Here is a 20933-nt window from a genome sequence, read left to right as displayed (position 1 = left end):
GAATTTCGTTTGGTAATTTATATCCCGAGTCAAGATGGAGCAGCCAAATTGGAATATGTCATAAAAAAGGCCCGTCTGCATTGCGGACGAACCTTTGGTATAGAGACTGATCTCTTTGAGGTACTGGTCTCTTTATTGTATGGTTTGGATTGTACTTCCACAAGTTAGCATCTGGGCGCCATAGTATGGATTTTTGACGTCTTTATTGAGGCTTAACCAGGTTGCCCCTTTGCCGCCGCTAAACATGGGGCATTTTTGTTGATAAACCGGAAGTGCAGGTTTGGAACTTTTTGCCAACTTATAGACCTCTTCGGAGAGCGAAACAAATGCCACACGTTGCTTTGCAAGATCTTTCGCCTCTTGGAGCGCCTTCGCATGCTGTGTTATGGCGTTTGCCTGTGCTTTCCAGACTTGTTGCTCGGCGGCAGTTAAGTCATTCGATTTTAAGGCCGTTAGCAGACTTGAAAGTTTTGCAGCAGCAGTAGATACAGTCTTGTAATCGGAGGCAACCAGTGCATCTTTCAACTGGAAATACTGGTCATAAATCGTCTGGAAGCTACCCGCCTTAACGACAGATGTCAATCCACTGCTTTCTTCTTTGCTTTCAGGCGTATTTTCAGGATTGGCCGGTGGGGCACTTAAGGTTCTGTCATATTGACAACAGCCATGCAAGTCGGCATAGGTCGTTGCCGGAGCCAGGTATTTTTCATTGTCATAACCTGCCAATGCGACCTTTTTCAAAACAGCATCCAGCGAGGTCTTTTCCACATTAAAAGAGATACTTGCGGTTTGGTTATCCTCGTTCCAATCTATTTTGGAGTCCGCAGAGTTTCCAGCTTTTTCTATTGTTTTTTTGCACATGCCGCAATTGCCACTGATTTTTACGGTTTGAGTTGTCATGGTAGTATGCTGACCATAAGTCGTTATGCTCACGCAGAGAAGGCCAACTGTTATGATATTATTTAGAATTCTCATGTATCCAATTTTTAAAATATTTTGTTGATTTAATGGACTTGTAACCGACTTTATCCGGTTCCCATTGGAGTTTTGAGATACATTTTTTTTGTCAATATATGCCCCGATCTCCATTTTTAAGCTTAATAAATTTGTGGTCAGCTTATTTTTGGCGGAACCCAAGGATAAAAGTAACCGTCCGAAAGGTAAACGGATAGCAAGCTGCGATATGATTTTTTTAAGAATGAAGAGCAAATTTTAGGAAGCTGTACGGGCACTGTCGAGACAGCCAATACACTTGTTACAGAAGCACAGTGGCAGCTACAGTCAGGACATTGCTTGCGGTGCAGGCACATGCTTTTCTCCTTACGTTGGAACTTTTTACAGCAATTATTTTTTTTACTCCCAGATTCCGTACTGTCCATACGGCAAGTCTGAACTTCACTTTGATGACAGGGTAACGCAACTATTGGCTTGAACCATAAGCCAAGAAAGAGCAATAATCCGATTAGATGTTTCAGTCCGGTCACAATTCAAAGATAAGTTTTTTTGCATAAGTAATACATTCATTCTTATGTCTGTTCGAGCTTTTTCTTTCTATTCATACCAGTGTTGCTGCCGGGGAGAGGGGATACTGTATTGGGATTCCAGTTGTTCCGTAAAGTATAAAAGCGTAGCAGAAAGTTTTACTATCTACTACGCTTCTTTTCCTTTATTTAGGCTTTAAAGGTCCCGTTAGAATTTGAAATTCGATAAAAATCCGGGTTTCTTCCAGGTCTTTTTATATTCATCAGCCAGCGGGCTATGATCGGAATAAGCCAGCACTTCGTTGAGCAGGCTATGGGCTTTTTTTAGGTTACCTGTTTTGTAACTGACTAGAGCTTCTGCTAGCTTTACCGACTCACAGTCATCATCATACCCCCATTCATGTTGTGTATATATTCCATTAAAGATCATTACACAACGACTTACTTCCGTTAGCTTGTTCTGCTCAGCATACAACAGGATTCCGAATTTAAGCCAGAGCACATAATCTTCCGGATCCATGACGGTTGCAACCCAACTGTCTTGGCGTTGAAATACTTCTTCACCCGATCTAAATTCGGATAGGAAGTAATGCCCCTTTATAATCAAATACAAAGTCTTTGCTTTATCAAAGTCATCGATGATAAATTCCTTTTTATTTTTGAGGTATTTTTGTGCAGCAGCAACAATAGCGCTATAGTCGGATATCTCATTGTATAGCTGCATGAGGATATACTGGGGTTGTGCTTCATGCGGATATTGCTGTGCCATATCTTCATAATAATGGATACGGTAATCACGATCGTTTGGCTCGAGGATATCATAAATAATGCCCTCCACACCATTTTTAGCGGCCTCAAAATCCCGGTAATGATAGTCGTTCAGGGTAGGATGGTTTATATAAAACTGATAAATGTGCTCGAGAAGATATTGTGCTTCTGCCTGTATATCGGGAGAAAGTCCCAGGTGATAATTCACTTCGAGCTGGTGGACAAACATTTGATAACAGCTGGGAAATACCAGATCTGAGTCTTCTTCAGTAGACTGTTCTTCCATTACCTCATCGCGCATTTCATTGAGGTCACTCAAAGTGACTTGGTATGTGTCGAAATATAGTACGAGGGCGTCTTTTAAGCGTTCATAATCCTTCAATTTCGACAATGCATCTGTTCTCGTCTGATGTAGTTCTTCAAAATCTGAGTAGTTTAATCCTTCAGTTGCGATTTGATAACTATCTTCGAGGAGATCCACATTCTTTAAAGCAATTGCCAGGTTATTGCAATTCATTGCACGATTGTGGCTTCCCCCGAAATAATCACTTTCATATTTTCCCGCCTCGAAATAAGCCGCAAATGCATCATAGGCTTGGCGATAAATAGCAAGGTATAGTTGTCGCAAGGCCAATGTATCTTCAGCTGACAGCGTATCCAACGCATCGACAAAGTCGGACAGATTAATCGCTTCATTATAGAGTTCGCGCGGGAGGTCTTCAAAAACCGGAATATGCGTATATATATCACCTGTCGTTAGGTAGGTGCATTCCACAAGACGTCGCCAAGATGTCGCATTCCATTGGCGTTCTCCAGATTGTTGGAGATAAGGTAGAGCAGCTTCGTGCTGTCCATCGTCGTAAAGGTATGCGCCTGCAAAATGATAGCCAGCGTACAAGTCAGGGTATTGGTCAATCAGTTTTAATGCATGTAGGTAATAATAATCGAATGGTATACCGATATCTTCGGAATAATTACGTTCAATGATCAGCTGATAATAGAATACCTCAGAATTCTCATAACCGTCAGCGATCAGATCTTCAAAACGATTGTGCCATTTGACCAATTCGCGGTGGATATGTACAGCTGAATTTTCGCCTTTAATAAGTTTTAATAATACCTTTAAAGCCAGGTCTATATCCTTGTTTTCATAAGCGATTTCAGCAAGATCCACATACTGCATTTCATGACTGCTGACGAAACGGTCAAAATGCGTCCGGATTAATGCTGTTAATGCAGCTCCGGAAATTTGCTTTGTGCGGTCCAAGAGATATATTTTCTTCATCCAAAATAGGGAGAAATTATGATCTGCACTTTCCCGATCGTCTTTAAAAGCTTCGTTGAAATAATTGATCCCTTCGTCCAATACCGTCAACAAGGCTGCATCGTCCTGAAGTCCTTCATAAATATTCGCCAGAAAGCCATAGCCATACGAAGTCATTTTTGGTATGGCGATCAACTGTTTTGCATAGCGAATAAACTGATCTTTGTTGTTCTCGTTGATGTGTTTTCTCGGACGATTGATCTGCTCTAAGCTAGCCTGGTTGCCTAAGACGTAATTGAGCATGTGATAGAGCGTTGTTTCGTTTTCTGGCTCCACGCTTAGTGCCTTCTGAAGATAAGGAATCATCTTCTCCTGGATGATATCAAAAACAGCTTCATGTCCTTCGTAGAATACCTGGTCGTGATACGCAACAGCAAGATGTGTCCATAGTGGGACATCCTGGTCGTTCTGCTTTAATTGATTTTCGCCCTCTATAATAAATAGATCAAGTTCACCTCTATAGAACAAATCGTAAATATTTTTCTCTTCCATTCTTTGCTTCTTTCTTTTATTATTTTCCCTAATATGTTAAATTTTATTGAAAATTATTTCAATAGCGAGAGTTTTCTGAATTTATTGCCATCCCATTGAAAATGTTCTTCTCTTTTTGAAACACTATAGTTGGGGTCTTCCGGACTATCATCTTTTACTTCCCCTTGTTCGATGTATTTATAGATCAATTGGTTATTTTTTTTGTGTTCTGAAGGAAATAGGATCTTCTCGTCGTAATAGAAGACACCTGCATCAGCGACAGTATACCTGCTGGGTAAGTTGATTAATTTCCGGCCGGTCCAGGCAGTGTAATAATATTCAGTCGGAACGCCACATGCGCCCGAAAGAAACTCCATTCGTAAGATCTGTTTTACATTAGTTAAGCCCATGTCGGATAACAATTTACTTTGGGAGTTCAGCTGGCCGGTAAATGCAAATGTGTAGGACTGGCTTGCGATTAGCGAGTCGTTCGTATTCAATATTTTTACTCTGGTCAAAAAATACGCAGGTTCTTCGTCATTTCCCTGTTTGATAAAGCGGTCAAAACCGTATAGGTATTGAAAACCTTCCTTGTCGACTTGCTTACCAAGCGCCAATAAGCCAAGCCAGATAAAACCTTGTTTAAGCTCGCCATTCTTCGTATAGCTGATCTGATACCAGGGGGCATAGAAATTTTTGATTGTGCAGCCTTTAAATGAATCGCTGGTGATGGTAACGGTTGCGCCATGGCTTAATGAATCTACTGCTTTTGAGCTGAGTCCTGGAGCGGAACGGATGTAGGCCTTTTCAACAAAAATAGTGGTGGTTTGCCCTTTCTGTATATTCCAAAGGTTAAAATCGTCGTCAAATGAGATGCCTTCCTGTCCTTTTAGCAGTATGGGCAATAAACTTATGCATACGAGTGTGAAATTTCTTAAATTCATCTTTGTCCTGTTTGCTGCTGCAAAAATAGAAGAATTTTTACGGAGGTTTATCACTGGTTTCAGGTATTTTCCTGCCTGCAATGCCGGTGGGAATAGCGACGGGTATATGCTCCCTAGTCTCCTTGTTTTGGAGCAAATAGATTGTATATTTTAAAACAATTTGGTACTAAATATGGTATCTTAAGACGTTAAAGTTTATACAGGCTATTCAAGGGGCCATTGAAAGCGAATAATAAGAATTTATGAGAAAAAAAATGGATCAGAAACAGCAAATGGCTGAATTGTTTGATCGCTATAAAAATCATCTGGATAATCCAGCGTTTGATGAAATTGAACTTTTGGTTTTAATTGTAGCCATTATTCGTCCAAAAAGAGTTCAGTTATTTTATCAGGTTGATATCCGGTTTTTTCTTGATTTTTTGCAGGAGTTGCCCGATACAAGGCGTCAATTTGTTCAGTATCTCAAACGTGTTCTCTGGAGGAGAGATTTTGATCAATTGGTGTCCGATACGGGAATTATTAGTTATGCCGACTTTATTTATGAACTCAGGAAGCGAATAACGGAGCGCTATCTGCCTTATCAACCGGCGAAGTCGACCTTACAATATTTACTGAACCAGGTGTTTTATACCGTGAAAGACGGAGATTGGGTGTCAACGATTCCTGCGGAGCAATTGCATGAGCTTTTTCGGTTATGTGAATTCAATTCGATTTATGACGATGAGACGGATTTTGAAATGATAGAAATTTTATATGGCATAGAACTGCTGGTGCAACGTATCACGGGGCGTGCCATGGAAACTGATGTGAATAAAATGGTGCCTGAGTTTCAGAACTTCGATAGTCCATTTATCGCAATCATGCGGGAGTTTACTGAGTTAAATGATCGTATTTTACAATCGGAGACAAAATACATTACATCTGAGGATCTTTCATACAAACAGTTGTTGGTGCTTCATAAGCAATGCGAAACATATATAGAAACGGCTTTTAGCAATTCACATCGTTTTGGTATTTCTATCAAAGTGAATCAATCCTTATTGCGGATTCGTCAACAGCTGGAGCGCATCAAGGAGATGCTCTCTTTTTTGGTGATTGATACGGAATCCCAAAAAGCAGATAAAAGCATTGAATTGGCGAAGACGCTGATTGGATATAATTCCAGAAAAAGCAATATCCGTAAATTAATAGGGCAGAGCACGCAGTTGCTGGCCTATGAAATTACGCATCATACAGCGCAGACGGGGGAACACTATATTACATCGACCCATCGGGAGTATTGGAAGATGTTTCGTTCTGCCTGCGGCGGCGGTGTAATTGTAGGGGCGATGTGTATCGTAAAACTATTATTGGGAAAAGTGGAGACAAGCGAATTCGGACATGCGTTTTTGTATAGCTTGAATTATGCGATCGGTTTTACGATGATTTATCTTTTTGGTGCGACCTTGGCAACAAAGCAACCAGCGATGACAGCTTCATCGCTGGTGAACGCGATTGAACAGGGAGCTTCTGATCAAGGTGCAGACAGGCACCGTTATTGGATTTTTGCGCAATTTTTTGCACGTTTATTTCGTTCGCAATTTATCGCTTTCGTTGGTAATGTGGTTATGGCATTTCCCATTAGTCTGTTGTTAATTTGGGGAATAGAGCAGCTGTCAGGTGTAAATATAGCGAGTGCAAAATGGCTACATCTGGTCGACGATTTAAACCCGACGAAGACTCCCGTTATCTTGCATGCTTCTATTGCGGGTGTATTTTTATTTCTGTCGGGGATTATCGCTGGAAGTATTTCAAATCGAGATAAACATAATTCTGTTTACTACAGAATTCAGGAGCATCCCTTGTTGAAAAAGATATTTGGGAAAACGAAGACGGACAAGATAGCCTCTTTTTATGAGAAGAAATGGGCTGGTATCGTTTCCAATCTCTGGTTTGGTGTTTTTATGGGGTCAACTGCTTCGATCGGGATGTTTCTTGGTCTGAATTTGGATATTCGACATATCACTTTTGCAAGCGGGAATCTGGCGCTTGGTCTATTTGGGCATCATATGGAGCTGTCCACGGATATTTGGATATGGGGAATTTTGGGTATCGGTATAATTGGACTTTTTAATTTTCTGGTAAGCTTTGGTTTATCATTGGTGCTCGCGTTTCGTTCGCGAAACCTGTCGTCTAAGGAGCTGGCGAAAATGGCCAAGGCGGTATGGATTTATTTTAAGATGAACCCAAAATCTTTTTTCTTTCCACCTAAAAAATAACTAGCTAGTTGTTGAAGGTTCTTTGGCGGTTGCGGGAAGAAGGGATTTGCACTTAAATTAAAAAAGCTCAACATTAGCTGAGCTTTTTTTAAGTCTTGGCGGAAGAGGCGGGATTCGAACCCGCGGTACCGTTTCCAGTACGACAGTTTAGCAAACTGTTCCTTTCGGCCACTCAGGCACCCTTCCGTGTTTTGACATTGCAAACATAAGGCAATTATTTGAATCTGCAAAGCCTAAATATCAAAAAAAATGCAAAAAAAACGTAACGTCACAATAAGCATTTGAATTTCAATTTGTTGTTTAGCAATTAAAATTACAATGTTTTTTTGCTTAAATCGTAATCCACCCGTACATGGTAAATACTTTTGAGCATAGCCTTGAAGATAACGGCCGATTCGGTAATATCTTTCAATGTAATATTGCTATTATTGAATTGTCCGCGCATCAGTTTATGTTCGATTATTTTATCCACAAGATTATTGATGGACTCCTCTGACGGTTCTTTTAAAGCTCTGGACGCCGCTTCCACTGAATCGGCCATCATGAGTACAGCCGTTTCCTTAGAGAAAGGAATAGGGCCGGGGTAGGTAAATAAAGACTCGTCAACGAGTTTGTCCGGATTGTTTTTAACAAACACATTGTAGAAGTAGTCCACACGGGTGGTGCCATGGTGTGTCCGGATAAAATCGAGGATCACTTCGGGAAGCTGATGTTTCTTAGCGATATCCACGCCTTTAATAACATGGGAGATAATGATCTGTGCGCTTTGTTCCGGAGAAAGTTCATCGTGTGGATTTTTTTCCGTTTTTTGGTTTTCAATAAAAAATTGTGGATTGGTCAATTTGCCGATGTCATGGTACAGTGCTCCGGCGCGAACCAACAGCGGGTTGCCTCCAATTTTATAAATTGCGGCCTCAGCCAGATTTGCTACCTGTAGGGAGTGCTGAAAGGTACCCGGTGCTTTGAACGATAGTTCCCGTAATAATTTGGAGTTACTGTTTGTGAGCTCCATCAGGGTCAGGTCAGATACTATTCCAAAGAGTTTTTCGAAAGCATAGATCATCGGATAGGCCAGCAACGTGATCATGACACTGACCAGGAATGGAAGGAGGTCCGACCAGTAGATGGTATCAATGGAGCCATTTCTTGTGACCACTAGCCCGATGTAAGCGATCCAGTATGTCCCCAAGATAATTGCCGAAGAAACAAACAGCTGCTCACGTTTTACCAATGTTTTGATACTATAGATTGCAACAATACCTGCCATAAATTGTAAAAAGACAAACTCAAAACTGTTCGGTACAAAGAGTCCGGCCAAAAGCACCATCAACAGATGGATATTCAGCGCGACACGGGTGTCAAACAGGATGCGAATGATAATGGGGACGGCACAAAACGGAATATAATACAAATTGGGTATTTTGATCTTGATAGCCCAAGAGAGTACGGCAAGCATCCCGATGATGACAATCATAATAATCATCAATAACCTATTGTTGAAATAAATGTCCTTTCGGAAAAGGAAAAGAAATACCATGAGTATCGAAAGAGCGAGGGATATGATCAGAAATTGTCCCAGAGTGACATAGTTTTGATTTCCGCTTATTTTGCCTTCATCTTCATACACTTTACGTAGCGATTCGAGCTTCTGGTAAGTCTCATTGGATATAATTTTTTCTTTTTCCGCAATCAGTTCACCTTTCTGAACTACACCTCGCGTGGCGGATATATTTGTGATCGCATTTTGTTCAAGCGCTTCGGTTTGCTGATCGTTATAGATGTAATTAATCGTGATGTAATTTTTTAATGTCTCCTCGAGCCAGCCTTTCTGTTTGATTTTGGTCAGCTTGGGCATTAAATTGTCCATATATTCATAAGAGCTTTCAATGGTGTAACAGTCCGCCGTATTTTTTTGTGAAGCAACCTTATCTTGTATTAATGTAAAATTATAATGTTTCGAAGCTGGGGATTTGTCATTGTTGCGGTTTTGAAACCGGTTATTCAGCGAGAGGATACCTTTCCCATAGAGATGGTTTAATATTGCATTTCCGGCACTGCGATAATCGTTGATATTTTCATGTGTTGTATCCAGTTTGCTGCTTTGCCATTTTTCGGACAAATCGGTATTGAATTGGTCGATCTGCTCTTTACTTGTTGTCGAATTGGCATTATAAATCGGCTGGATCGTATTTAAGATACTTTTTTTGTCTGCATTGAGCTCTTCCTGTGTCTTCAGGATCGCAAAATTGTAAGGTGATATGAGATTTTCATGGTTCCAGACTTTTCCTTTTTGAAACTCATATCGGAATCGTGGTTGTTTGGGAAGAAAAATACAAATCAGGACGATTGTGATTAGTATTAATCCAATTTTTCGGATGAGATTTTCGGTTGTATTGAGCTCTCTTTTGTATTTTATTTTTAATCTTCCCACTGTGAACGATGTTTTTATATTAAGTTAATATACAAATGTAGTTATAATTTATTTTTTGTGAATTCTATTGGGTGCAGTTTGATTCATGTTAAATATGTACAATGCTGTGTCGAAAGAAAAATACTTGTTATCTTTGCGAAAAAAAATACAACATGTCAACAAAATCACATCTTATTGCACCATCCGTTCTTGCTGCAGACTTCGCAAAATTATATGATGATATCATCATGGTAAACAATAGTGAGGCTGATTGGTTTCATATCGATATTATGGACGGTGTTTTTGTACCGAATATCTCCTTTGGATTTCCAGTAATGCAAGCTATTGCGAAACATGCTACAAAACCATTGGATGTACATTTGATGATTGTTGATCCTGATCGTTATTTGCAAGTCTGTAAAGATTCTGGTGCCGAGATAATTACCGTGCATTATGAGGCTTGCACGCACTTGCACCGTACATTGGCAGCTATTAAAGAATTGGGCTGCAAAGCAGGGGTTGCATTGAATCCACATACGCCGGTTGCTCTTTTGAAAGATGTTTTAGCTGACTTGGATCTGGTCTGTCTGATGTCTGTCAATCCTGGATTTGGTGGACAAAAGTTCATTTCAAATACCTATACAAAAGTTCAGGAGCTCCGTGCAATGGCTGCCGGCATAAACGATGGTTTGCTTATTGAAATTGATGGCGGGGTTACGACTGCAAATGCAGCGCAGCTGTTGAAAGCGGGTGCTGATGTACTCGTTGCTGGTTCTTTTGTTTTTAATGCTTCGGATCCATTGGAGACCATCAAAAAATTGAAAGATATAGATATCAATATAGAAAGTATATAGCGGTATTTAGAGGTGATTTAATAAAATAAATCACCTCTTTTTTTTTAAGATTGATAAGGGTGAAAAAATAGATTCAAAAAAAATTGCCGGATTGCATAAGTGCTGTTTAGAACAATTCCAAATTGATTTAAATAAATGGAATGCATGCGTTTAAAGTTGGATTTTCACTATTTTTGCATTTAGTCATAATAGTTGATTTACGGTAAATGAATCAACTTAAAAACACGAACTGAAGGGGCTAATTTATAATGTAATGTAGTGAACTACAGGAGTTATTATATTTGCTTAATTATATTACAGACACGGTAGCGCAGGAAGGTAAGAGTATATCTTCTGAACTACCCTTAAAATAGAAAGATTGATATCTATGAGTATTTACAACGATTACGTACAAGAGGTTGTAGAACGAGAAGGCCAAGGGTTACATCCTAAGCCTATTGACGGAGCAGAATTACTAAGTGAGGTAATTGCTCAGATTAAAGATTTAAACAATGAAAATAGAGCGGAATCTTTAAGATTGTTTATTTATAATACTTTGCCGGGCACAACGCCAGCTGCTGGTGTTAAAGCGCAGTTTTTAAAGGAGATTATTCTAGGGGGATCAGTTGTTGCTGAAATCACACCGGATTTTGCTTTTGAGCTGTTGTCTCACATGAAGGGTGGGCCTTCTATTAACGTATTATTGGACCTGGCGCTGGGTACTGATCTTGCGATTGCAGGTCAGGCGGCAGAGGTGCTTAAAACGCAGGTTTTCTTATACGATGCTGATACGGCTCGTTTGAAAGAAGCCTTTGAACAAGGTAATGCTATTGCAAAAGATATTTTGGAGAGCTATGCAAAAGCTGAATTCTTCACGAAACTTCCTGAAGTAGCAGAAGAAATTCAGGTGGTTACTTTTATTGCGGGTGAAGGTGATATTTCTACGGATTTATTGTCTCCGGGTAACCAAGCGCACTCCCGTTCTGACCGTGAATTACATGGTAAATGTATGATCACGCCAGAGGCACAGCAACAAATTCAGGACTTACAGGCACAACATCCCGGTAAAAGCGTCATGTTGATCGCTGAAAGAGGTACAATGGGTGTCGGATCCTCACGGATGTCAGGAGTGAACAATGTAGCCTTATGGACCGGTAAACAAGCTAGCCCTTACGTTCCTTTTGTAAACATTGCGCCGATTGTAGGTGGTACAAATGGTATCTCTCCAATTTTCTTGACGACAGTAGACGTTACGGGCGGTATCGGTATCGACCTTAAAAACTGGGTGAAAAAAGTTGATGAAAACGGAAATGTGGTTCGCAATGAAAAGGATGAGCCTATTCTAGAAGAGGTTTATTCTGTTGCCACAGGTACTGTGTTAACCATCAATACAAAAACAAAGAAGTTATATAATGGTGAACAAGAGCTTATTGATATTTCAAAAGCGCTAACACCACAAAAAATGGAGTTTATCAAAGCGGGTGGTTCTTATGCTATCGTATTTGGTAAAAAAATCCAAACTTTCGCAGCACAAACTTTAGGTATCCAAGCACCTACAGTATTTGCTCCTTCAAAAGAAATTACCATTGAAGGTCAAGGCTTAACTGCTGTAGAAAAAATCTTCAACAAAAACGCTGTTGGGGTGACTCCAGGAAAAGTATTGCATGCTGGTTCTGACGTACGCGTGAAAGTGAATATTGTCGGCTCTCAAGATACCACCGGTTTAATGACTGCTCAGGAGTTGGAGGCAATGGCTGCTACAGTAATTTCTCCTACAGTTGACGGTGCTTATCAATCAGGTTGCCACACCGCATCTGTATGGGATAAGAAAGCGCAAGCGAATATTCCAAAATTGATGAAATTTATGAACGATTTTGGTTTGATTACTGCACGTGATCCAAAAGGCGTTTATCACTCCATGACCGATGTGATCCACAAGGTGTTAAATGATATTACGATTGACGAATGGGCCATCATCATTGGTGGTGACTCGCATACACGGATGTCTAAAGGAGTTGCTTTTGGTGCTGACTCGGGTACTGTTGCATTAGCATTGGCTACGGGTGAGGCTTCTATGCCGATTCCTGAATCTGTTAAAGTGACTTTCAAAGGTAGCATGAAAGAACACATGGATTTCCGTGATGTTGTACATGCAACACAAGCACAGATGTTGCAGCAATTTGCTGGAGAAAACGTTTTCCAAGGTAGAATCATTGAGGTTCATATCGGTACATTACTTGCCGATCAAGCCTTTACCTTTACAGACTGGACTGCGGAGATGAAAGCAAAAGCATCCATCTGTATTTCTCAGGATGATACGTTAATTGAATCGTTAGAAATTGCTAAAAACCGTATCCAAATCATGATTGATAAGGGTATGGAAAATAAAAACAACGTTTTACAAGGTTTGATCGATAAGGCTAACAAACGTATCGAAGAAATCAGATCTGGCGCTAAACCAGCATTGACGCCAGATACCAATGCCAAATACTATGCTGAGGTTGTGGTTGACTTGGATCTAATTGAAGAACCAATGATTGCAGATCCAGATGTAAATAACGCGGACGTTTCTAAACGTTATACGCACGATACGATTCGTGACCTTTCTTACTATGGCGGAAACAAAAAGGTAGATTTAGGTTTCGTTGGTTCTTGTATGGTGCATAAGGACGATTTAAAAATCGTTTCCAAAATGTTGCGTAATATCGAGCAGCAAAAAGGTGTCGTTACCTTTGAAGCTCCATTGGTTGTTGCAGCGCCAACATATAATATTATCGATGAGTTGAAAGCAGAAGGCGACTGGGAATTCTTGCAAAAATATTCAGGATTTGAATTTAGCGATGCATTGCCAAAAAGTACTGCCCGTACAGAATATGAAAATATCATGTATCTGGAGCGTCCCGGTTGTAACCTTTGCATGGGTAACCAGGAGAAAGCTGCAAAAGGTGATACGGTGATGGCGACGTCAACGCGTTTGTTCCAAGGCCGTGTCGTTGAAGATAGAGATGGTAAAAAAGGAGAATCCTTATTAGCGTCTACACCTGTTGTTGTGCTTTCAGCGATTTTAGGACGTATCCCTAATATTGAGGAATATAAAGCTGCTGTCGAAGGCATTAACTTAACTAAATTTGCGCCTATTCCGACAAAATAAAAGCTATCAGGGTTTCAGTAACTTAATTAAATAACATAAATAAGAGAGATATGGCTTTTGATGTAGATATGATAAAAAAGGTATATAGCCGTTATGACGAACGCATTGCTGCGGCTCGTCAGGTGGTGAACAAACCTTTGACTTTATCTGAGAAAATTTTATATGCCCACCTTTGGGATGGTAATGCGACAGAAGATTACAAACGCGGCGTTTCTTACGTTGATTTTGCTCCTGATCGTGTCGCGATGCAAGATGCAACTGCACAAATGGCTTTATTGCAATTTATGCAGGCTGGACGTCCTAAGGTAGCAGTTCCTTCTACGGTCCATTGTGATCACTTGATCCAGGCCAAAGAAGGGGCAGATAAAGATTTAGCCCGTGCTAAAAACGAAAGTTCAGAAGTATTTAACTTCTTGAGCTCTGTTTCAAATAAATATGGTATCGGTTTCTGGAAACCCGGTGCTGGTATTATCCACCAGGTTGTATTGGAAAATTATGCATTTCCGGGTGGCATGATGATTGGTACCGATTCACATACCGTGAATGCTGGCGGTCTTGGTATGGTAGCCATCGGTGTAGGTGGTGCTGATGCCTGTGATGTGATGGCAGGCTTGCCTTGGGAACTAAAATTCCCTAAATTGATCGGTGTTAAATTAACCGGTAAATTAAGTGGCTGGGCAGCAGCAAAAGATGTTATCCTAAAAGTTGCAGGTATCTTGACTGTAAAAGGGGGAACTGGTGCTATCGTGGAGTATTTCGGCGAAGGAGCAGAGTCCCTATCTTGTACAGGTAAAGGAACAATCTGTAATATGGGCGCTGAAATTGGTGCTACAACCTCAACATTCGGTTACGATGAGTCCATGGAGCGTTACCTTCGTGCGACAGGCCGTGCTGAAGTTGCTGATGCTGCCAATACCATAAAACAACATTTGACAGCTGATGCTGAAGTCTATGCTAATCCTGAGCAATATTTTGATCAATTGATCGAAATCAATCTTTCGGAACTGGAACCTTCATTGAATGGTCCATTCACGCCAGATTTATATACGCCGGTATCACGTATGCGTGAGGAGGCCGATAAGAATGGCTGGCCATTGAAAGTGGAATGGGGATTGATCGGATCTTGTACAAACTCTTCTTATGAGGATTTATCGCGTGCTGCTTCCATTGCGAAACAAGCGGTGGATAAAGGATTGATCACCAAAGCTGAATTCGGTATCAATCCAGGCTCTGAGCAGGTTCGTTTTACGGCAGATCGTGATGGTTTGTTAAAGACATTTGAAGATCTTAACGCTACGATATTCACCAATGCTTGTGGTCCATGTATCGGTATGTGGGATCGTGTGGGGGCGGATAAGCAAGAGAAAAACACAATTGTTCATTCATTCAACCGTAACTTTGCGAAACGTGCGGATGGTAATCCAAATACGTATGCATTCGTTGCCTCGCCAGAACTTGTTGCTGCGATAGCAATTTCCGGTGATTTGGGCTTTAATCCGGTTACAGATACCCTAACAAATAATAAAGGCGAGCAAGTGAAGTTGGATCCACCTGTGGGTGATGAGTTACCAACAAAAGGATTTGCTGTAGATGATCCAGGTTATCAGGCCCCGGCGGCGGATGGTAGTGCAGTTGTCGTTGACGTTGCGCCAACATCAGATCGTCTTCAATTGCTGGAGCCTTTTGCCGCTTGGGAAGGTACAGATTTAAAAGGTTTGAAGTTGTTGATCAAGGCTAAAGGTAAATGTACGACAGATCATATTTCTATGGCTGGTCCTTGGCTGAAATACCGTGGTCACTTGGATAATATCTCAAATAATATGCTGATCGGTGCGGTAAACTTCTTCAATGAAAAAACCGATAATGTGAAGAACCAGTTGACAGGTGAGTACGGTCCTGTTCCGGCAACACAACGTGACTATAAAGCAAACGGTATTGGATCAATTGTAGTAGGGGATGAGAACTATGGTGAAGGGTCTTCCCGTGAACATGCTGCCATGGAGCCTCGTCATTTAGGCGTCCGTGCAGTATTGGTTAAATCTTTTGCTCGTATTCACGAGACAAACCTGAAAAAACAGGGTATGTTAGGGTTAACCTTCGCTGACAAGGATGACTATAACAAAATTCAAGAAAATGATACGATTGATATCCTCGGCTTGACTGAATTTGCTCCCGGAAAACCATTAACTCTTGTCTTACACCATGCAGATGGAACACAAGAAGAAATTTTGGCAAACCATACCTATAATGCACAACAGATCGAATGGTTTAAAGCAGGTGGTGCTTTGAATATTATTCGTAAAAATCAAGCGAAATAAATTGATTCCATAAAATTTTAGCTTAAAAGCTGCTTTCCAACGAAAGCAGCTTTTTTTATGCAAGCTCTACATAAAAACATTTCTGTGATCTTCGTCATATTTTCCTAATTTCCACATGATTTATTTGGTTATAAAATAGAATGAGGGTACTTTTGCCCAACGTTTTTAGCGCTGATATGAGAAAAATATTTTTGACGATTGGAGCACTTGCATTAAGTGTTTCGAGTTTATTTGCACAGGAAAATCCCGAGATAGGAAAAAGCATCTTTAAGCCAAAGAATTTAAGGACAGAAAGTAATAAAGGGAAGTTTTTCTTCTTTTGGGGATATAACTTTTCTTCGTATGCAAAATCTGATATACATTTTACAGGTCCAAACTATGACTTCATTCTCCATGATGTAAAAGCAGGAGATCGCCCGACCAAATTTGGATCAACCTACTTTGATCCCAGCCGTTTGACTATTCCACAATTTAATCTGCACTTTGGCTATTATATCAAAGATAACTATTCCATCTCTTTAGGTTGGGATCACATGAAATATGTGATGGATATTCCACAGCAGGTTAAGATCACAGGATATATTGGCGATGAAATCTCCAATCCCAGTATACCGACGGGAAACCGGGCTGGACAATACAACGGCGAAATGATTACGGTGGATTCTGCGATGCTAACTTTTGAACATACAGACGGCTACAATTTTGCTTCGGTAGGGTTAGAGCGATACGATGATATCATCAACAACCGCAAAGGTCAACAGGTGCTAACCATGGAGTCTGGTATAGATGTAGGGCTTTTGATACCACGATCTGATGTCCGCCTTTTTGGCGAGGGCGCCAATCACTTTTGGAATATAGCTGGATACGGTGCTTCGGCAAAAGTAGGCTTACACTACCGTTTTTATAAAGGACTTTACTTGCAAGGAAACTTTAAAACGGGTTGGACAGATCTGTACAATATCCGCACAACAGGTAGAAGAGGCGTCGACAAAGCCACACAGCAGATCTGGTTTTTTGAAAACTATTGGGCCCTGGGCTTTAGATTCTAACGATTTCAATTTATAATATCATAAGAAAGGGGCTGTCAACAACAGCCCCTTTCTTATGATATTTCCGTCGGGGAACAAGATCATTTCATAAGCGAAACGAAGTCTTCCTAAATATCACTTAATTTAAAGATATCTTTGACCCGAATCCCTTTCTCTGTATGTTGTAAGGTACAGCATTCGTTAATCGGATCATGTTCAAAGAAAAGAATATATTCATTGTCTACGATTTCATTCCAGTATGTATTGCGTTCTTCCATGGTAACCAACGGTCTCACATCGTAGCCCATGACATAGGGAATGGGAATATGACCAACAGAAGGCAATAGATCTGCCATATAGAGTACCGTTTTTCCCTTATATTGAATCTGCGGCAACATCATCGCTTCGGTATGGCCATTGGCATACCGAATGCTGATATCTTTGCCAAAAGGATTTTCAATATCTTCAACAAATTTTAACTGGCCGCTTTCTTGAATAGGAAGAATGTTCTCTTTCAGAAAGGATGCTTTTTCCCTCGGATTCGGAGCTGTTGCCCAAGCCCAATGATCACCATTGCTCCAAAAATTTGCATTTTTAAATGCAGGAGATAGTTTTTCACCTTCACGAACGATTGCACCACCGCAATGGTCAAAATGTAAATGTGTCAGGATGACGTCCGTGATGTCGTTTCTTTCAAAACCTAGACTTGTGAGCGATTTGTCCAGTGTGGCATCACCGTGTAAATAGTAATAACTGAAAAATTTTTCAGTTTGTTTGTCGCCGAGGCCAGTGTCTACCAACATTAATCTATTACTTTCTTCAATCAGGAGTAAACGGTTGCCCCATGTGCACATATTGTTTGAGTCGGCTGGATTTGTTTTGTTCCAAATGCTTTTTGGAACAACTCCAAACATCGCACCGCCATCCAATTTAAAGAAGCCTGTTTCTATCGCGTGTAATTTCATTTTATTAATATTTGTAAAGCTTGGAACAATTTACGAAAAATCTAAATCATAAGGACGGTACAGGAAGATATTGTGCTAAAAAAATATGCTAAAAATTTTAATTTTTTTTATCTGTATAAGTGTTTGGTAATGAACTGTTTGCTTTTGTGTTTTTTATACAATAAGCCTGATTTTTAGATAATTAGGTTTTGTTTTTAGCGAAATTTGCCTTTAACTTTGGGCACATTTTAAAACAAACAAAAAATATGAAAAAGGGTAACATTGGAAACGCGCCTGATTTGAAATATTTGAAAATTGATTATACAGGAAATGTATTTTATCAATTACCTGTTTCAGAGTTGGTCGAGCATGCGCTAGCGAATCAAGAAGGAAGACTATCTGATACTGGCGCATTGGCTGCTGATACGGGAAAATTTACTGGAAGATCCCCCAAAGATCGTTTTTTGGTGGAGGATTCCCTGACCAAGGATGCAGTATGGTGGGGGGAAATCAATCAGCCCATGACTCCGGCTAATTTTGACGCATTATTTTCGAAGGTTGCAGCACACTTGAGCAACAAGACAATTTATGTGCGGGATTGTGCCGCAGGGGCAGATCCTGCTTATCAGTTATCCATTCGTGTGATTACAGAAACTGCCTACCAAAGTATTTTTGCAAATAACCTATTTTTGAGACCGGAGGTCGATATCGACAATCAACCGCAATGGTCCATATTAGCTGCACCAACATTGCTTATTGCCGATCCAAAGAATTATGGTATTCGCAACGAAAATTTTGTAGCAATCGATTTTACAAGAAAAATAGTGCTGATCGCGGGTACAGGCTATACCGGTGAAATCAAGAAAAGTATTTTTTCGATTCTAAACTTTATTTTGCCATTTGAGCATAATGTATTATCCATGCACTGTTCAGCAAATACCTCCATGGATGGCAAAACGGCGTTATTTTTCGGTCTTTCCGGAACCGGAAAGACAACGCTATCAGCAGATAAAAATAGGAAGTTGATCGGTGATGATGAACACGGTTGGAGTGAGAAGGGGATTTTTAACTTTGAAGGTGGTTGCTATGCCAAATGTGTTGGGCTCACAGCAGAAAAGGAACCGGAGATTTATCATGCGATTCGTTTTGGGTCATTGCTTGAAAATGTGGTCCTGGACGAGTTTGATCGACCGGATTACGATGATATTAGTAAAACGGAGAATACACGGGTTTCCTATCCGATAGACTTTATGGAAAACGCTGAAATGTCCGGGGTGGGGAATGCTCCTGAAAATATTTTCTTCCTGACGGCGGATGCCTTCGGCGTATTGCCGCCGATTTCGTTGTTAACAGTAGATCAGGCTGTCTATCATTTTGTGAGTGGTTATACAGCAAAAGTAGCCGGTACTGAAGTAGGAGTAAAAGAACCTACTGCTGCCTTCTCTACCTGCTTCGGCCAGGCATTCCTACCTTTACATCCCGCTAGGTATGCCTCTTTACTGCGCGCTAAATTGGAGCAAAACCCCAACATTAAAGTATGGTTGGTTAATACAGGTTGGATTGCCGGACCATACGGTATCGGACGTCGAATTAAATTGAACTATACCCGTGCTTTGATCCGTGCGGCAATGGATGGATCGCTGTTAGAGTCCCGATTTAACAAACACGAGATCTTCGGATTAGACTATCCAACAAGTTGTGGCGAATTTGTTCCTGAACAGATTCTGGACGCTAGAGGATTATGGAATAATAATGAAGCTTATGATATGCAAGCCAGACGTTTAGCAAAACTGTTTATTCAAAACTTCGAAAAATTTGACAACGAAATGCCTGCTTCGGTACAAATGGCCGGACCTAAAATTCCTGCGACAGTGCTCGTATAAAAGTAGAGCGAATTTCACAAGAAAATACTTCCAGAAAGGGGCTCTCTTTCTGGAAGTATTTTTTACAAAGATTTGCTAATCATGTTTTTTGACAAAAGAATCCAGCTTCTCCTGTTCATTGCCGACAATTACGTTGATAAGTATCCGAAAGGAGGCCAGACGGGCTTTCTTTTTATTGTCATTGTCGATTTCAAACCAAGGTGATTTTTTTGTGCCTGTTGTTTTAAATAGGTTTTCAATATAACCGCTGTAAATATCCCATTTTTCTTGAGCCTGCTGATCTAATACTCCAATTTTCCAACGTTTTAGAAAGTCCTCTTGTCTTTCTTTCAGCCGTTCAGCCTGTTCTTCCTTACTGATGCTCAAAAACAGTTTGATCAGGATAATTCCATCGTCAATCAATTGCTTTTCAAATTCCGGAGCCTGTTTCATGAATAATTCGTGCTGTTCTTTGGTACAGAATTCAAATACCGGTTCTACCACAGCGCGATTATAGTAACTTCGATCGAAGATTACCATTTCTCCTGCATTGGGCAAATGTTTGATATACCGTTGAAAGTACCACTGTCCATTTTCTTCGGGGGTTGGTTTCGGTAATGCTACAACACGTACCTTTTTTGGATTTAAATGTTCGGTCACCCGACCAATTGTACCACCCTTTCCAGCGGCATCCCTTCCTTCAAATATTATGACAACACGTTTCCCTTTTTCAATAATATCATATTGTAATTTGAGCAGGGTAACCTGTAGATCATAGAGCTCTTGTTCATAGTCACAGACATCGTTAAATTTTTTGATTTCCAAAATTTCATGCTGCTCTAAATAGTCAAGAACATCTTTGTTTTGACGGATTTTTTGAAGCTCTTTTAAATCATATTCTGCCATAATATATTGGTTTTATCAAGTTTATTCATCTAAAGTTAGTTATTGAATTGTTAAAAAATGTCAAAATTCAAATAAATCCGACCAGCCAATGTAATATTGACGGAAAGGCGAGCGTTATTAGATAAAGCAATGCAAAAGGAGGCTTTTAGTAGTAATTGGACTTTTCATAAATTTAGGTTAATAATTGGTTAGGTAAGCTCGGAGTTCTCAACTTCGGGCTTTTTTTATACATTCA

The 20933-nt window shown here is 40.3% G+C and carries 12 protein-coding genes and 1 tRNA gene; 6 read left to right on the top strand and 7 right to left on the bottom strand.

Annotated elements, in window-relative coordinates:
• Positions 1-132 precede the first annotated feature (132 nt).
• The 3 genes from B4G94_RS15485 to B4G94_RS15475 all read right to left on the bottom strand — a co-directional run bounded on the left by B4G94_RS15485 (position 133) and on the right by B4G94_RS15475 (position 4988).
• Entirely contained in the window at positions 133-975 is an 843-nt protein-coding gene (locus B4G94_RS15485; protein WP_286859945.1) for a DUF3347 domain-containing protein, read from the bottom strand.
• Between the two features lie 714 nt (positions 976-1689).
• Positions 1690-4065, bottom strand: coding sequence for a hypothetical protein (locus tag B4G94_RS15480; protein ID WP_286859943.1), 2376 nt, complete (start codon positions 4063-4065; stop codon positions 1690-1692).
• Positions 4066-4118: 53 nt separating this feature from the next.
• Positions 4119-4988, bottom strand: a complete 870-nt coding sequence (locus B4G94_RS15475) for an SH3 domain-containing protein (RefSeq protein ID WP_286859941.1) — start codon at positions 4986-4988, stop codon at positions 4119-4121.
• Positions 4989-5230: 242 nt separating this feature from the next.
• Between B4G94_RS15475 and B4G94_RS15470 the strand changes: the two genes are divergently transcribed.
• Positions 5231-7246: a hypothetical protein gene (locus tag B4G94_RS15470; protein ID WP_286859940.1), complete on the top strand. Its 2016-nt coding sequence runs from the start codon at positions 5231-5233 to the stop codon at positions 7244-7246.
• A 96-nt stretch (positions 7247-7342) separates the two neighbouring features.
• On the opposite strand, the gene B4G94_RS15465 is transcribed toward B4G94_RS15470, so the two are convergent.
• A tRNA-Ser gene (locus B4G94_RS15465) sits at positions 7343-7432 on the bottom strand.
• A 127-nt stretch (positions 7433-7559) separates the two neighbouring features.
• Positions 7560-9677: an HD family phosphohydrolase gene (locus tag B4G94_RS15460; protein WP_108631963.1), complete on the bottom strand. Its 2118-nt coding sequence runs from the start codon at positions 9675-9677 to the stop codon at positions 7560-7562.
• A gap of 152 nt (positions 9678-9829) precedes the next feature.
• Between B4G94_RS15460 and rpe the strand changes: the two genes are divergently transcribed.
• The 4 genes from rpe (at position 9830) to B4G94_RS15440 (ending at position 17007) form a co-directional block, all read left to right on the top strand.
• Positions 9830-10510 (top strand): ribulose-phosphate 3-epimerase, encoded by a 681-nt coding sequence (gene rpe / locus B4G94_RS15455; RefSeq protein WP_108631962.1) that lies wholly within the window; start codon positions 9830-9832, stop codon positions 10508-10510.
• Positions 10511-10877: 367 nt separating this feature from the next.
• On the top strand, positions 10878-13640 hold the full coding sequence (locus tag B4G94_RS15450) for a bifunctional aconitate hydratase 2/2-methylisocitrate dehydratase (protein ID WP_286859937.1): 2763 nt from the start codon (positions 10878-10880) through the stop codon (positions 13638-13640).
• Between the two features lie 50 nt (positions 13641-13690).
• Positions 13691-15958 carry an aconitate hydratase gene (locus tag B4G94_RS15445; RefSeq protein ID WP_286859935.1) on the top strand — a complete coding sequence of 756 codons (2268 nt, stop codon included), beginning with the start codon at positions 13691-13693 and terminating at the stop codon, positions 15956-15958.
• Positions 15959-16134: 176 nt separating this feature from the next.
• Positions 16135-17007, top strand: coding sequence for a hypothetical protein (locus tag B4G94_RS15440; RefSeq protein ID WP_108632894.1), 873 nt, complete (start codon positions 16135-16137; stop codon positions 17005-17007).
• A 107-nt stretch (positions 17008-17114) separates the two neighbouring features.
• Here B4G94_RS15440 and B4G94_RS15435 read toward each other — a convergent pair whose 3' ends face one another.
• Positions 17115-17951 carry an MBL fold metallo-hydrolase gene (locus tag B4G94_RS15435; protein ID WP_108631959.1) on the bottom strand — a complete coding sequence of 279 codons (837 nt, stop codon included), beginning with the start codon at positions 17949-17951 and terminating at the stop codon, positions 17115-17117.
• Positions 17952-18196: 245 nt separating this feature from the next.
• Between B4G94_RS15435 and pckA the strand changes: the two genes are divergently transcribed.
• On the top strand, positions 18197-19813 hold the full coding sequence (gene pckA / locus B4G94_RS15430; RefSeq protein ID WP_286859933.1) for a phosphoenolpyruvate carboxykinase (ATP): 1617 nt from the start codon (positions 18197-18199) through the stop codon (positions 19811-19813).
• Positions 19814-19888: 75 nt separating this feature from the next.
• Here pckA and ppk2 read toward each other — a convergent pair whose 3' ends face one another.
• On the bottom strand, positions 19889-20698 hold the full coding sequence (gene ppk2 / locus B4G94_RS15425) for a polyphosphate kinase 2 (protein ID WP_286859931.1): 810 nt from the start codon (positions 20696-20698) through the stop codon (positions 19889-19891).
• Between the last annotated feature and the right edge of the window lie 235 nt (positions 20699-20933).

Source organism: Sphingobacterium sp. UBA7625 (assembly GCF_002484085.1).
In the GTDB taxonomy this organism is placed as follows: Bacteria; Bacteroidota; Bacteroidia; order Sphingobacteriales; family Sphingobacteriaceae; genus Sphingobacterium; species Sphingobacterium athyrii.
This window is presented reverse-complemented; position numbering and strand designations above follow the sequence as displayed.